Source organism: Streptomyces sp. NPDC058375 (genome assembly GCF_042723425.1).
In the GTDB taxonomy this organism is placed as follows: Bacteria; Actinomycetota; Actinomycetes; order Streptomycetales; family Streptomycetaceae; genus Streptomyces; species Streptomyces durocortorensis.
In genome coordinates, this window is record NZ_JBHXJG010000011.1 from 1 (window position 1) to 12,222 (window position 12,222).

The following is a 12,222-nucleotide window of genomic DNA, read 5'->3' on the forward strand; positions in this document are numbered from 1 at the left end:
AGTCAACGCAGCAGTCAGCGCATCGGCCGGCGGCTCAGCCCGGCAGCCCCAGCTCCCGGGCGATCAGCATCCGCTGCACCTCGCTCGTCCCCTCGCCGATCTCCAGGATCTTCGAGTCGCGCCACATCCGCGCCACCGGGTACTCGTTCATGAATCCGTACCCGCCGTGGATCTGCGTCGCCTCGCGCGCGTTGTCCACCGCGACCGTCGAGGAGTACAGCTTCGCGATCGCCGCCTCCTTCTTGAACGGCTCGCCCGCCACCAGCCGCGAGGCCGCGTCACGCCAGCCCACGCGGGCCATGTGGGCGCGCATCTCCATGTCGGCGATCTTGAACTGGATCGACTGGTTCGCGCCGATCGGCCTGCCGAACGCGTGGCGCTCGGCCGCGTACTTCACCGACTCGTCCACGCAGCCCTGCGCCAGGCCCGTCGCCAGGGCCGAGATCGCGATGCGGCCCTCGTCCAGGATGCGGAGGAACTGGGCGTAGCCCCGGCCCTGTTCGCCCAGGAGGTTCGCCGCCGGGACGCGGACGTCGGAGAACGACAGCTCGCGGGTGTCGGAGGCGTTCCAGCCGACCTTCGAGTACGGGGCGGCGACCGTGAAGCCGGGGGTGCCGGATGGGACGATGATCGCGGAGATCAGGGGGCGGCCGTCCTCCTTGCGGCCCGTCACCGCCGTGACCGTCACCAACTCCGTAATGTCCGTGCCCGAGTTGGTGATGAAGCACTTCGAGCCGTTGATCACCCACTCGTCCGTCGCCTCGTCCAGCACCGCTGTCGTCCGCGTGCCGCCCGCGTCCGAGCCGCCGTCCGGCTCGGTCAGGCCGAACGCGCCCAGCGCCTCTCCCGCGCACAGCTTCGGCAGCCACTGGCGCTTCTGCTCCTCCGTGCCGAAGAGGTGGAGCGGCATCGCGCCCAGCGAGACCCCGGCCTCCAGGGTGATCGCCACCGACGAGTCGACCCGGGCCAGCTCCTCCAGGGCGATCCCGAGCGCGAGATAGTCGCCGCCCATGCCGCCGTACTCCTCCGGGAACGGCAGCCCGAACAGGCCCATCCGGCCCATCTCGCGCACGATCTCGTACGGGAATTCGTGGCGCTCGTAGAAGTCGCCGATCTTCGGCGCGACCACGTCGTGCGCGAACGCCTCGACCGTGCGGCGCAGTTCCTCGTGTTCGGCGGTCAGCCGGTGGTCCAAAGGCATGGGTCTGCTCACTCCTTGTGGGAGGCGGAAGAAGGGGGAGGGGTCAGGGCGCGGACCGTGCGGGATGGGCTCGGCCGGCCCAGGTGTTCGGCCAGCCAGACGCTGGTGGCGGTCAGTTCGGCCAGGTCGACGCCCGTCTCGATGCCCAGGCCGTCGAGCATCCAGACCAGGTCCTCGGTGGCCAGGTTGCCCGTGGCGCTCTTCGCGTACGGGCAGCCGCCCAGGCCGCCCGCCGACGCGTCGACCGTGCTCACCCCGTGCTGGAGCGCCGCCAGGGTGTTCGACAGGGCCTGGCCGTACGTGTCGTGGAAGTGGACGCCGATCGCGGGCGTCGGGACGGCGGAATCGTTCAAGGCGGTCAGCAGCGCCGTTACGTGGCCCGGCGTCGCCACCCCGATCGTGTCGCCCAGCGACAGCTCGTCGCAGCCCAGGTCCATCAGCGCCTTGGCCACCTTCACCACCTGCGCCACCGGCACCGCGCCTTCCCAGGGGTCGCCGAAGCACATCGACAGGTACCCGCGAACGTGCACCTTGTCGGCCTTCGCCCGGGCCACCACCGGTTCGAACATGGCCAGCGACTCGTCGACCGTACGGTTCAGGTTGCGGGCCGCGAACGTCTCCGTCGCCGAGCCGAACACCGCGATCGACCGCGCCCCGAGCGCCAGCGCCCGGTCCAGCCCGCGCTCGTTCGGGACCAGGACGGGGAGGGACACGTCGCCCACGTCCGCGATGTCGCCGAGGAGCGGGAACAGCGCCTCCGCGTCCGCCAGTTGAGGCACCCACTTCGGGTGAACGAAGCTCGTCGCCTCGATGGTGGTGAGGCCCGCCACCGCCAGGCGGCGGATGAACTCCGCCTTCACCTCGGTCGGGACGGTCTCCTTCTCGTTCTGGAGGCCGTCACGTGCGCCCACCTCGTGGATGCGGACCCGGGAGGGCAGGCCGGGGGCCGGCACCTTCATGGGGAGTCCGTGTGCGCTCATGCGTCCTCCCCCTCGGCCGCCGGGACCACGACCGCCAGGATCTGGTCCATCGCCACCGTCGCGCCCGCCGTGACGTCCAGCTCCGTGACCGTCCCCGCGTGCGGCGCGGAGATCACGTGCTCCATCTTCATCGCCTCCACCACGAGCAGGCTCTGACCTGCCTCGACCTCGTCCCCGACGGCCACCTTCACCACCGTGACCGTGCCCGGCATCGGCGCCGCCAGCGTGTCCGCCCCGCTCCGGCCCGCGCCGCTCAGGGACGCCTCCACGGGGTCGTGGTCCTGGACGTGCCAGGCGTCGCCGTCGCGGCCGAGCCAGTCGCCGGAGCGGTGGAAGTGGCCTACCATTCCGTCGAGTTCGACGGTGACCCGGTCGGCCGTGACCGTCGCGCCCGCCGGGGCCCCGTACGTCACCGGGTCCGCGCCCGGTACCCGCAGCGGGAACACCAGCGGCACCCGCACACCCCCCGTCCGCCACCCGCTCGGTACCGAGAACGGGTCCGTCCAGCCCCCCGCGTCCGGCCGGGGCGCCAGCGCCTCACTCCGCACCGCCGCAGCCGCCGCGTACACCTCGTCCGGTACGCCGTCCGGCACCAGGCCCTCCGCCTCGCGCTCCACCAACCCCGTGTCCAGGTTGCCGGAGACCACGTCCGGGTGGGCCAACAGGCGGCGCAGGAAGCCCGCGTTGGTCGAGACGCCCAGGATCACCGTGTCCGCGAGCGCCGCCCGCAGCTTGCGGATGGCGGTCGCGCGGTCGGGGCCGTACGCGATGACCTTCGACAGCATCGGGTCGTACAGGCTGCCCACCGGCACGCCCTCGCTGAGCCCCGAGTCCGTCCGCACCCCGCCGCCCTGGGGCTCGCGCAGCGCCAGCACCGTACCGCCGGAGGGCAGGAAGCCACGGGACGGGTCCTCGGCGCAGACCCTCGCCTCGATCGCCCAGCCGGTGAGTGTGATGTCCTGCTGTGCGTACGGGAGTTGCTCGCCCGCCGCCACTCTCAGCTGCCACTCCACCAGGTCCAGGCCGGTGATCAGCTCGGTCACCGGGTGCTCGACCTGGAGGCGGGTGTTCATCTCCATGAAGTAGTACGAGGACGGGTCGTTGCCCGGGACGATGAACTCCACCGTCCCCGCGCCCGCATACCCGCAGGAGCGCGCCGCCTGCACGGCCGCCTCGCCCATCGCCGCCCGGGTCTCCGCATCCAGCAGGACGCTCGGCGCCTCCTCGATGATCTTCTGGTGGCGGCGCTGGAGCGAGCACTCGCGCTCGCCCAGGTGGATCACGTTGCCGTGGGCGTCCGCCAGCACCTGGATCTCGATGTGGCGCGGGCGGTCGATCCACCGCTCGACGAGGAGGGTGTCGTCGCCGAAGGAGGCGCGGGCCTCCCGTCGCGCCGCCGCGATCTCCTCGCCCAGCACCGCCGCGTCCCGGACCAGGCGCATGCCCTTGCCGCCGCCGCCCGCGGAGGGCTTCAGCAGGACCGGGGTGCCGATCTCCCGTGCTGCCGACTCCAGTTGGGCGTCGGTCAGCCCGCTGCCGGACGAGCCCGGGACCACCGGAACCCCGGCCGCCGAGACCGTCTCCTTCGCCCGGATCTTGTCGCCCATCAGCGAGATCGCGGAGGCGGGCGGGCCGATGAAGACAAGGCCCGCTTCCGCGCACGCCTGCGCGAACTCCGCGTTCTCCGCCAGGAATCCGTACCCCGGATGGACCGCCTGCGCGCCCGTGCGGCGGGCCGCCTCCAGGAGCGCCGGCACGTTCAAGTAGCTCTCGGCGGCCGGCGGCGGGCCGATCCGTACCGCCGTGTCCGCCTCCCGTACGTGCCGGGCGTCCGCGTCCGCGTCGCTGAAGACCGCGACCGAGCGCACTCCCAGCTCTCGCAGGGTCCGGATCACCCGGACGGCGATCTCGCCGCGGTTGGCGACCAGCACGGTGTCGAACATCGTCGTCATCTGTTCCTCACATCCGGAAGACGCCGAAGCCGGGACCGGCCGGGTCCTTCTGCGGCAGCGGGGCGTTGGCGCAGGCCGTGAGGGCGAGGCCCAGCACCTGGCGGGTGTCCACGGGGTCGATCACGCCGTCGTCCCAGAGCCGGGCGGTGGCGTAGTACGCGTTGCCCTGGGTCTCGTACTGGGCGCGGATCGGGGCCTTGAACGTTTCTTCGTCCTCGGCGCTCCAGTCGTCGCCGAGCTGGTCGCGCTTGACGGTGGCCAGCACGGAGGCCGCCTGCTCGCCGCCCATGACGGAGATCTTGGCGTTGGGCCACATCCAGAGGAAGCGCGGGCTGTAGGCCCGGCCGCACATCGAGTAGTTGCCCGCGCCGTACGAACCGCCGACCACGACCGTCAGCTTCGGCACGCGGGTCGTGGCGACCGCGGTGACCATCTTGGCGCCGTGCTTGGCGATGCCCCCGTGCTCGTAGTCCTTGCCGACCATGAAGCCGGAGATGTTCTGGAGGAAGACGAGCGGGATGCCGCGCTGGTCGCACAGCTCGATGAAGTGCGCGCCCTTCTGGGCCGACTCGGCGAAGAGGATCCCGTTGTTCGCGACGACGCCGACGGGGTGGCCGTGGATGCGGGCGAAGCCGGTGATCAGCGTCGTACCGTACTCCGCTTTGAACTCCTGGAAGCGTGAGCCGTCGACCACGCGGGCGATGACCTCGCGTACGTCGTACGGCGTCCGGGAATCGACCGGCACCGCCCCGTAGAGGCCCGCCTGGTCCACCTTCGGCTCCTCGGCCGGCTCGACCGGCCAGGGGAGCGGGGCGCGGTCCGGGAGGGTCGCGACGATGTTGCGGACGATCCGCAGGGCGTGCGCGTCGTCCTCCGCGAGGTGGTCGGTGACGCCGGAGATACGGGAGTGGACCTCGCCGCCGCCCAGCTCCTCCGCCGTGACGACCTCACCGGTCGCGGCCTTCACCAGCGGCGGGCCGCCGAGGAAGATCGTGCCCTGGTTGCGGACGATGACGGCCTCGTCGCTCATCGCCGGGACGTACGCCCCGCCCGCCGTGCAGGAGCCCAGCACCGCCGCGATCTGCGGAATGCCGGCCGCCGACATGCGGGCCTGGTTGTAGAAGATCCGCCCGAAGTGGTCCCGGTCGGGGAAGACCTCGTCCTGCATCGGCAGGAAGGCGCCGCCCGAGTCGACCAGGTAGAGGCAGGGGAGACGGTTCTCCAGCGCCACCTCCTGCGCGCGCAGGTGCTTCTTCACGGTCATCGGGTAGTACGTGCCGCCCTTGACGGTCGCGTCATTGGCGACGATCACGCACTCACGGCCGGATACCCGCCCGATGCCCGCGATGACGCCGGCGGCGGGGGCCTGGTCCCCGTACATCCCGTTCGCCGCCAGGGGGGCCAGCTCCAGGAACGGCGAACCCGGGTCGAGGAGGGCGTCCACCCGGTCCCGGGGGAGCAGCTTGCCGCGCGCCTCATGGCGGGCCCGCGCCTTCTCACCCCCGCCCAGCCGCGCCGTGGCGAGGCGTCCCGCCAGGTCGTCGGAGAGCGCGCGATGCGCCGCCTCGTTGGCCTGCCAGGCCTCCGAGACGGGATCGGCCGCGCTCACCAGGACCGGTGCCTGCTGCATCGTGTCGAGCCCCCTTGCCCGTACCGCAGTGGTGAAAGCGTTGACGTGCTGTTAATGAGCGTTAACGCGTTTCCCTCAGGTTAACGAGCGCTAACGACCCTGTCTAGAATGAATCCTCATGAGCACCCATGCCGCCGCCCGCGTCGCGGCCCCCACCCGCCGCGAGCAGATCCTGCGGGAGGCCGCCCGCCTCTTCGCCGAGCGCGGCTTCCACGGTGTCGGCGTCGACGAGATAGGCGCCGCCGTCGGGATCAGCGGCCCCGGCCTCTACCGCCACTTCCCCGGCAAGGACGCGATGCTCGCCGAACTGCTGGTGGGCATCAGCGAACGCCTGCTGGAGGGCGGCCGGCTGCGGGTCACGGAGGACGCGGCCCGGGGCGACGGCTCCCCGGAGGCCCTCCTGGACGCGCTCATCGAGGGCCACATCGACTTCGCCCTCGACGACCGCCCCCTGATCACCCTCCACGACCGCGAGCTGGACCGGCTGCGCGACACGGACCGCAAGCGGGTGCGGCGACTCCAGCGGGAGTACGTCGAGGTCTGGGTCGGCGTCGTCCGCGCTCTCTACCCGTCGCTGCCCGAGAACCGGGCCCGCGTCACCGTGCACGCCGTCTTCGGCCTGCTGAACTCCACCCCGCACCTGGCCCGCCCCGACACCCTGCCCGGCCGCGCGGCGACCGCCGCCCTGCTGCACCGACTGGCCCGGGGCGCCTTCGCCGCCGCGGAACCCTCCTGAGCAGCGGCTTCTCTTCCGGGTGACCTCCGGTTCCGGGCAACCACGGACGCGGTACGTACGTCTGTCCGGTCAACACGCAACGAATCGGGGAGCCGAACGATGGCCGTCTCACTGGGCGAAGAGATCATGCTGCTGTCGCTGGACGACACGACCGGCGCGGCGAAGGGGGAGTCCGCCGCCCGCTGGGGCGTCGCGGCCGGCATGCTCCTGGAGCTGGTCATGGCGGGCCGCGTCACGGTGAAGGGCGGCCGCGTCGAGGTCTTCGACCCGTCCCCGACGGGTGACCCGCTCCTGGACGGACGGCTCGACCGGCTGGCGCGCTGGGTCCACGAGACCTCCAGCAGCCGCAAGGTGGTGGCCTGGCTGACCCGGGACCACGCCAAGGGCTCGCAGGACGTGGTGGACAGCCTCGTCGCCCGCGGCCTGGTGACCGAGGAGAAGCACCGGGCCCTCGGCGTCTTCCCCGTGCGCCGCTACCCGGAGGCAGACGGGACCGTCGAACGGGAGCTGCGCGCCCGGCTCGCCGCCGCGGTGCTGCACGGGGCCGAGCCGGACGCCCGCACCAGCGCGCTCGTCGCCCTGGTGCACGCCACGGGGATGCACCCACAGGCGTTCCCCGGCCTGCCGAAGAAGCAGCTTGCCCCGCGCATGGACGAGATCGCCGACGGCCACTGGGCGGGCGCGAGCGTGCGCGAGGCGATCCGGAACCTCCAGGCGGCGATCACCACGGTGACCGTGGTGACGGTGCTCTCGGTGGTCCCGTAGGACCCGGCTCCCGGGCCGCTGCCTCCCGCGTCGACGTGCCCCGCGTCGTTGCCCCTCCAGTCACCGTCTCTTACGCCACCGTCCCCTTACGTCACCGTCCCCTCACGTCACCGTCCCCTCACGTCACCGTCCCTCAGGTCGCCGTCCCTCAGGTCGTCTGCGTCAGGCGCCGGTGCGCCCAGGTCGCGAACGAGGTCGCCGGAATGCCGAGTTCACGCGCGAGCGCCGTCCGTTGATCAGGAACCGAGCAGAGTCCGCACACCGGACGGCACAATGGGCCCATGCCGATACCCAGCCGCGCCGCCCTCGTCGACCACCTCGTCCGTACGCGTATCGCGGGGGACGTCGCCACGCCCCGCGACAACAACCTCTCCCACTACCGCAAGCTCGCCAACGGCGACCGCCACTACTGGCTGGGCCTGGAGCTCGGCGACCGCTGGACCGACGAGCAGGACGTGCTCGCCGTGATGGCCGAGCGCTGCGGTGTCATCGACGACCCCGCGCACCGGCAGGGCCAGGACACCATCGACCCCGAGCTGACGGTCGACGCCCTGGAGCGGATGGCGGCCCGCCTGCGCAAGGCCGCCGACGCGCGCGAGCGGGTCCTCTTCGCCACCGGGCACCCCGGCGGCCTGCTGGACGTGCACCGGCAGACGGCCGACGCGCTGCGCCGGGCCGGCTGCGAGATCGTCCGCATCCCGTCCGGGCTGATCGCGGACGAGGGGCTGGTCGTCCAGTTCGCCGACGTCGCGATGCTGGAACGCGGGGCGACCCTCTGGCACACCCACTCCCCGGCCCCGATGGCCGCCATCCTGGACGCCACGGCCCATCTGGGCCGCCCGCTGCCCGACCTGGTCGTCGCCGACCACGGCTGGGCGGGCTGCGCGGGACAGCGGGGGCTGGACGCGATCGGTTACGCCGACTGCAACGACCCGGCCCTCTTCCTCGGCGAGTCGGAGGGCACCCTCCAGGTCACGGTCCCGCTGGACGACCACGTCACCGACCCGCGCTTCTACGACCCGATGACGGACTACCTGCTGCACGCGGCGGGGCTGCTGGAGGACGAAGAGCCCGCCGCGTAGAGGCTTCGGCGATGAGTTTCCGGCGCGGCGGGCGTCTGCCCTGACAACAGTCGGCGGAGACGAAGGGTGAGGGTCATGAAGTTCAGCACGACGATGTTCCAGGCCGGGAACAACACGGGCATCCAGGTGCCCGAGGACGTGGTAGAGGCCCTCGGCGCGGGAAAGCGCCCCCCGGTGAACGTGACCGTGAACGGATACGCGTACCGCTCGACGATCGCCCCGATGGGCGGGCAGTACCTCATCCCGTTCAGCTCCGACAAGCGCAAGGAGACCGGCATCGGCGGCGGGGACGCCATCGAGGTGGAGCTGACCGTCGACACCGCGCCCCGCACGGTGGAGCCGCCCGAGGACCTCGCGGCGGCGCTGGCGGCGGCCCCCGGCGCGGCGGAGGCGTTCGCGGCCCTCTCGTCCAGCCGCCAGAAGGCGCACGTGACCTCCATCGAGGGCGCGAAGGCGCAGGAGACGCGGGAGCGGCGGATCGCGAAGACGGTGGCGGAGCTGACGCCGTAGGAGGTCGGGGGCCACCGTAGGACGTCAGGGGCCGCCGCAGGACGTCAGGAGCCACCGTAGGACGTCAGGAGCCACCGTAGGACGTCAGGGGCCGGGGCGCCGCAGCCGCTGCGCCCGCCCCGGCGTCGGGTCCAGATAGACCCGCCGGATGGACGGGAACCGCTCGCGCAACTGGGCCTCCGCCGCCTCGCAGGCCCACTCGACCTCCGCGGCGGTGGCCATGTCCCGGAAGTCGATCTTCGCGGCGATGAGGATCTCGTCCGGCCCCTGGATCAGCGTGGTCAGCTCCAGGACCTCCACGATGTGCGGCACCGACAGCAGCTCCTCGCGCACGCCCGTGCGCATCGCCGGGGGCAGCGGCCGGCCGATGAGGAGCTGCGCGTTGGAGCGGCCCAGCACCCAGGCCACGTAGACGAGCAGCAGCCCGATCAGGCAGGACGCGATCCCGTCCCAGACGCCCGAGCCGGTGAGCTGCCCGCCCAGGAGGCCGCCCGCGGCCAGCAGCAGGCCGGTCAGGGCCGCCGAATCCTCCATCACGACGGCCTTCACCGCCGTGTCGGGGGTGTGGCGCAGGTAGTACGTGTCCGGCACCCGCAGCCGTGACGCCTCGCGCCGCACCTGCTTGACCCCGGTGCGCAGGGAGTAGCCCTCCAGGAGGAAGGCGACGGCCAGGACGATGTAGGAGATGAGCGGATCGCCCAGCTCCTCGCCCGCGACCAGCGTGTGCACCCCGTCGTAGATCGAGAAGACGGCCCCGCCGACGAAGGTGGCGATCGAGGCGAGCATCGCCCAGATGTAGCGCTCGGGGCCGTAACCGAGGGGATGGTCCTCGTCGGCCGGCTTCTCGCTCCGCTTGAGCGCGGCGAGGAGCATGACCTCGGTGACGGTGTCGGCGACCGAGTGGGCCGCCTCGGAGAGCATCGCGCTGGAGCCGCTGATCAGCCCGGCGACGGCCTTCGCCACGGCGATGCCGAGGTTGGCGACGGCCGCCACGATCACCGTGAAGGTGGACTCCCCACCATCCGTTTCACTGCCCGCTTTCGCGTCACTCATGGTGGGGAGTATGTCCGAGATGAGACTTCAGATGGTGCTCATCCCCGGGAACGCGTCATCCCCGGGAACGCGTCATCCCCGGGGAACGCGTCATCCCCGGGGAACGCGGACGACGCCTTCCTGGATGACGGTGATCGCGAGGCGTCCGTCGGCGGTGTAGATACGGGCCTGGCCCAGGCCGCGGCCACCGGAGGCCGAGGGCGACTCCTGGTCGTACAGCAGCCACTCGTCCGCCCGGAACGGCCGGTGGAACCACATCGCGTGGTCCAGGCTCGCCCCGACCACGTCCCCGACCGCCCAGCCGCCCCGCCCGTGGGCCAGCAGCACCGAGTCCAGCAGGGTCATGTCGGAGACGTACGTCGCCATGCAGACGTGCAGCAGCGGGTCGTCGGCGAGCTTGCCGTTCGTCCGGAACCACACCTGGGAACGCGGTTCACGCGCCTCGCCCACCGTGCCGAACGGCGGCGCGTCCACATACCGCAGGTCCACCGCCGCCCGCGCCTCGATCAGCCGGTCCACGACCCCCGGATCGCTGAAGCGGTCCGCATACCGGGGCAGCATCTCGGCGGCCGTCGGCAGGGTCTCCGGGTCCGGGGCGGCGGGCATGGGCGCTTGGTGCTCCAGGCCCTCCTCGTGACTCTGGAAGGACGCGGAGAGGTGGAAGATCGGCTGCCCGTGCTGGACGGCGACGACGCGGCGGGTGGTGAAGGACCGCCCGTCGCGGATGCGGTCGACGGTGTAGACGATGGGCGCGCCCGGGTCGCCGGCCCGCAGGAAGTAGGAGTGCAGGGAGTGGGCTCCCCGTTCGGCGGGGACGGTGCGGCCCGCGGCGACGAGCGCCTGGGCCGCGACCTGGCCGCCGAACACCCGGGGCACGACCGCGCTGCGGCTCACGCCCCGGAAGATGTCCCGCTCGATCTGCTCCAGGTCGAGCAGGTGGAGCAGATCGAGCAGGGGATCGGGACTCTCGTTCATGGAGGGAAGGTAATCCCTTACAGGCCCATGGACTTGGCGATGATCGACTTCATGACCTCGCTGGTGCCGCCGTAGATGCGGTTGACCCGGTTGTCCGCGTACAGGCGGGCGATCGGGTACTCGTTCATGAAGCCGTAGCCGCCGTGCAGCTGGAGGCAGCGGTCGATGACGCGGTGGGCGACCTCGGTGCAGAACAGCTTGGCGGAGGCGGCCTCGGCTGCCGTCAGCTCGCCGGCGTCCAGGGCCTCCAGCGCGCGGTCGGCGACGGCCTGGGCCGCGTCCACCTCGGCCTGGCAGGCGGCCAGCTCGAACTTGGTGTTCTGGAACGAGGCGACGGTCTTGCCGAAGACCGTGCGGTCCTGGACGTACTCCTTGGCGAACCGGACGGCGGCCGCGGCCTGGGCGTACGCGCCGAAGGCGATGCCCCAGCGCTCGGAGGCCAGGTTGGTGCCGAGGTAGCCGAAGCCCTTGTTCTCCTCGCCCATGAGGTCCTCGACCGGGACCTTGACGTCGACGAACGCCAGCTCGGCGGTGTCGGAGACCTTCAGGCCCAGCTTGTCGAGCTTGCGGCCGACCGAGTAGCCCTCGGACTTCGTGTCGACGGCGAAGAGGGAGATGCCGAAGCGGCGGTCGTCCTCGCGCGGGGCGGCGGTACGGGCGCAGACGATGACGCGGTCGGCGTGGACACCGCCGGTGATGAAGGTCTTCGACCCGTTGAGGACGTAGTGCGTGCCGTCCTCGGAGAGCTTGGCGGTGGTCTTCATCCCCGCGACGTCGGAGCCGGTGCCCGGCTCGGTCATCGCGAGGGCCCACATCTCCTCGCCGCTCGCGAACTTGGGCAGCCAGCGCTTCTTCTGCTCGCCGGTGGCCAGCATCTTGATGTACGGGAGGCCGAGCAGCGTGTGCACGCCGGAGCCGCCGAAGGAGACGCCCGCGCGAGCGGTCTCCTCGTAGATGACGGCTTCGTACTTGTGCGAGTCGATGCCCGCGCCGCCGTACTCCTCGTCGACCTCGATGCCGAAGATGCCCAGCTCACCGAGCTTGAGGTAGAAGTCGCGCGGCGCCTGGCCGGCGGCGAACCACTCGTCGTAGACCGGCACGACCTCGGCCGCGATGAAGGCGCGGATGGTCTCCCGGAACGCCTCGTGGTCCTCGTTGAATACCGTACGGCGCACGGGATGCCTCCTAGGTCGGCGGTCGATTCGCGGTAACTCGCGGAAACTCGCGGAACTTGGCTAAGCGCTTGCTCAGACTTCCTTCGAAGTTACCCGCCGGTTGTGGTCGCTGTCCAGGGTGATGCTCGGCACGCGGAGGCCGGTGGGGTCGGCGGTCGGGTCC

General features: G+C 71.7%; 11 protein-coding genes. 4 read left to right on the top strand and 7 right to left on the bottom strand.

Annotation, left to right across the window (positions count from 1 at the left end):
• Positions 1-34: 34 nt before the first annotated feature.
• From ACFWM7_RS03670 to ACFWM7_RS03685, 4 genes are read right to left on the bottom strand one after another with little or no spacing between them, the layout of a single operon-like run.
• Entirely contained in the window at positions 35-1,201 is a 1,167-nt protein-coding gene (locus ACFWM7_RS03670) for an acyl-CoA dehydrogenase family protein (RefSeq protein ID WP_383254610.1), read from the bottom strand.
• Positions 1,202-1,209: 8 nt separating this feature from the next.
• A complete protein-coding gene (locus tag ACFWM7_RS03675) occupies positions 1,210-2,181 on the bottom strand; it encodes a hydroxymethylglutaryl-CoA lyase (protein WP_383254612.1) in 972 nt (323 codons plus the stop codon).
• Complete coding sequence (locus ACFWM7_RS03680) at positions 2,178-4,133, bottom strand: acetyl-CoA carboxylase biotin carboxylase subunit (RefSeq protein WP_383254613.1); 1,956 nt, start codon at positions 4,131-4,133, stop codon at positions 2,178-2,180. Before ACFWM7_RS03680 ends, ACFWM7_RS03675 begins: the two co-directional genes overlap by 4 nt.
• Before the next feature lie 7 nt (positions 4,134-4,140).
• Complete coding sequence (locus ACFWM7_RS03685; RefSeq protein WP_383254614.1) at positions 4,141-5,763, bottom strand: carboxyl transferase domain-containing protein; 1,623 nt, start codon at positions 5,761-5,763, stop codon at positions 4,141-4,143.
• 118 nt (positions 5,764-5,881) lie between these two features.
• Between ACFWM7_RS03685 and ACFWM7_RS03690 the strand changes: the two genes are divergently transcribed.
• From ACFWM7_RS03690 to ACFWM7_RS03705, 4 genes are all read left to right on the top strand, one after another.
• Positions 5,882-6,499, top strand: coding sequence for a TetR/AcrR family transcriptional regulator (locus tag ACFWM7_RS03690; RefSeq protein WP_383254616.1), 618 nt, complete (start codon positions 5,882-5,884; stop codon positions 6,497-6,499).
• A gap of 99 nt (positions 6,500-6,598) precedes the next feature.
• Positions 6,599-7,264: a GPP34 family phosphoprotein gene (locus tag ACFWM7_RS03695; RefSeq protein ID WP_383254618.1), complete on the top strand. Its 666-nt coding sequence runs from the start codon at positions 6,599-6,601 to the stop codon at positions 7,262-7,264.
• Positions 7,265-7,545: 281 nt separating this feature from the next.
• A complete protein-coding gene (locus ACFWM7_RS03700; protein ID WP_383254620.1) occupies positions 7,546-8,346 on the top strand; it encodes a phosphatase in 801 nt (266 codons plus the stop codon).
• Between the two features lie 75 nt (positions 8,347-8,421).
• Positions 8,422-8,856 (top strand): YdeI/OmpD-associated family protein, encoded by a 435-nt coding sequence (locus ACFWM7_RS03705; protein ID WP_383254622.1) that lies wholly within the window; start codon positions 8,422-8,424, stop codon positions 8,854-8,856.
• Positions 8,857-8,940: 84 nt separating this feature from the next.
• Here the strand turns inward: ACFWM7_RS03705 and ACFWM7_RS03710 are convergent, their stop codons facing one another.
• The 3 genes from ACFWM7_RS03710 to ACFWM7_RS03720 all read right to left on the bottom strand — a co-directional run bounded on the left by ACFWM7_RS03710 (position 8,941) and on the right by ACFWM7_RS03720 (position 12,059).
• A complete protein-coding gene (locus ACFWM7_RS03710) occupies positions 8,941-9,909 on the bottom strand; it encodes a cation diffusion facilitator family transporter (protein WP_383254624.1) in 969 nt (322 codons plus the stop codon).
• Between the two features lie 90 nt (positions 9,910-9,999).
• Positions 10,000-10,884: an acyl-CoA thioesterase gene (locus tag ACFWM7_RS03715; RefSeq protein WP_383254625.1), complete on the bottom strand. Its 885-nt coding sequence runs from the start codon at positions 10,882-10,884 to the stop codon at positions 10,000-10,002.
• Positions 10,885-10,901: 17 nt separating this feature from the next.
• Entirely contained in the window at positions 10,902-12,059 is a 1,158-nt protein-coding gene (locus ACFWM7_RS03720) for an acyl-CoA dehydrogenase family protein (RefSeq protein WP_383254627.1), read from the bottom strand.
• Between the last annotated feature and the right edge of the window lie 163 nt (positions 12,060-12,222).

Coding starts and splice junctions, on each gene's coding strand:
- ACFWM7_RS03685 (WP_383254614.1), bottom strand. CDS start 5,763: ATGCAGCAGGCACCGGTCCTGGTGAGCGCGGCCGATCCCGTCTCGGAG.
- ACFWM7_RS03680 (WP_383254613.1), bottom strand. CDS start 4,133: ATGACGACGATGTTCGACACCGTGCTGGTCGCCAACCGCGGCGAGATC.
- ACFWM7_RS03710 (WP_383254624.1), bottom strand. CDS start 9,909: ATGAGTGACGCGAAAGCGGGCAGTGAAACGGATGGTGGGGAGTCCACC.
- ACFWM7_RS03715 (WP_383254625.1), bottom strand. CDS start 10,884: ATGAACGAGAGTCCCGATCCCCTGCTCGATCTGCTCCACCTGCTCGAC.
- ACFWM7_RS03700 (WP_383254620.1), top strand. CDS start 7,546: ATGCCGATACCCAGCCGCGCCGCCCTCGTCGACCACCTCGTCCGTACG.
- ACFWM7_RS03695 (WP_383254618.1), top strand. CDS start 6,599: ATGGCCGTCTCACTGGGCGAAGAGATCATGCTGCTGTCGCTGGACGAC.
- ACFWM7_RS03705 (WP_383254622.1), top strand. CDS start 8,422: ATGAAGTTCAGCACGACGATGTTCCAGGCCGGGAACAACACGGGCATC.
- ACFWM7_RS03690 (WP_383254616.1), top strand. CDS start 5,882: ATGAGCACCCATGCCGCCGCCCGCGTCGCGGCCCCCACCCGCCGCGAG.
- ACFWM7_RS03670 (WP_383254610.1), bottom strand. CDS start 1,201: ATGCCTTTGGACCACCGGCTGACCGCCGAACACGAGGAACTGCGCCGC.
- ACFWM7_RS03675 (WP_383254612.1), bottom strand. CDS start 2,181: ATGAGCGCACACGGACTCCCCATGAAGGTGCCGGCCCCCGGCCTGCCC.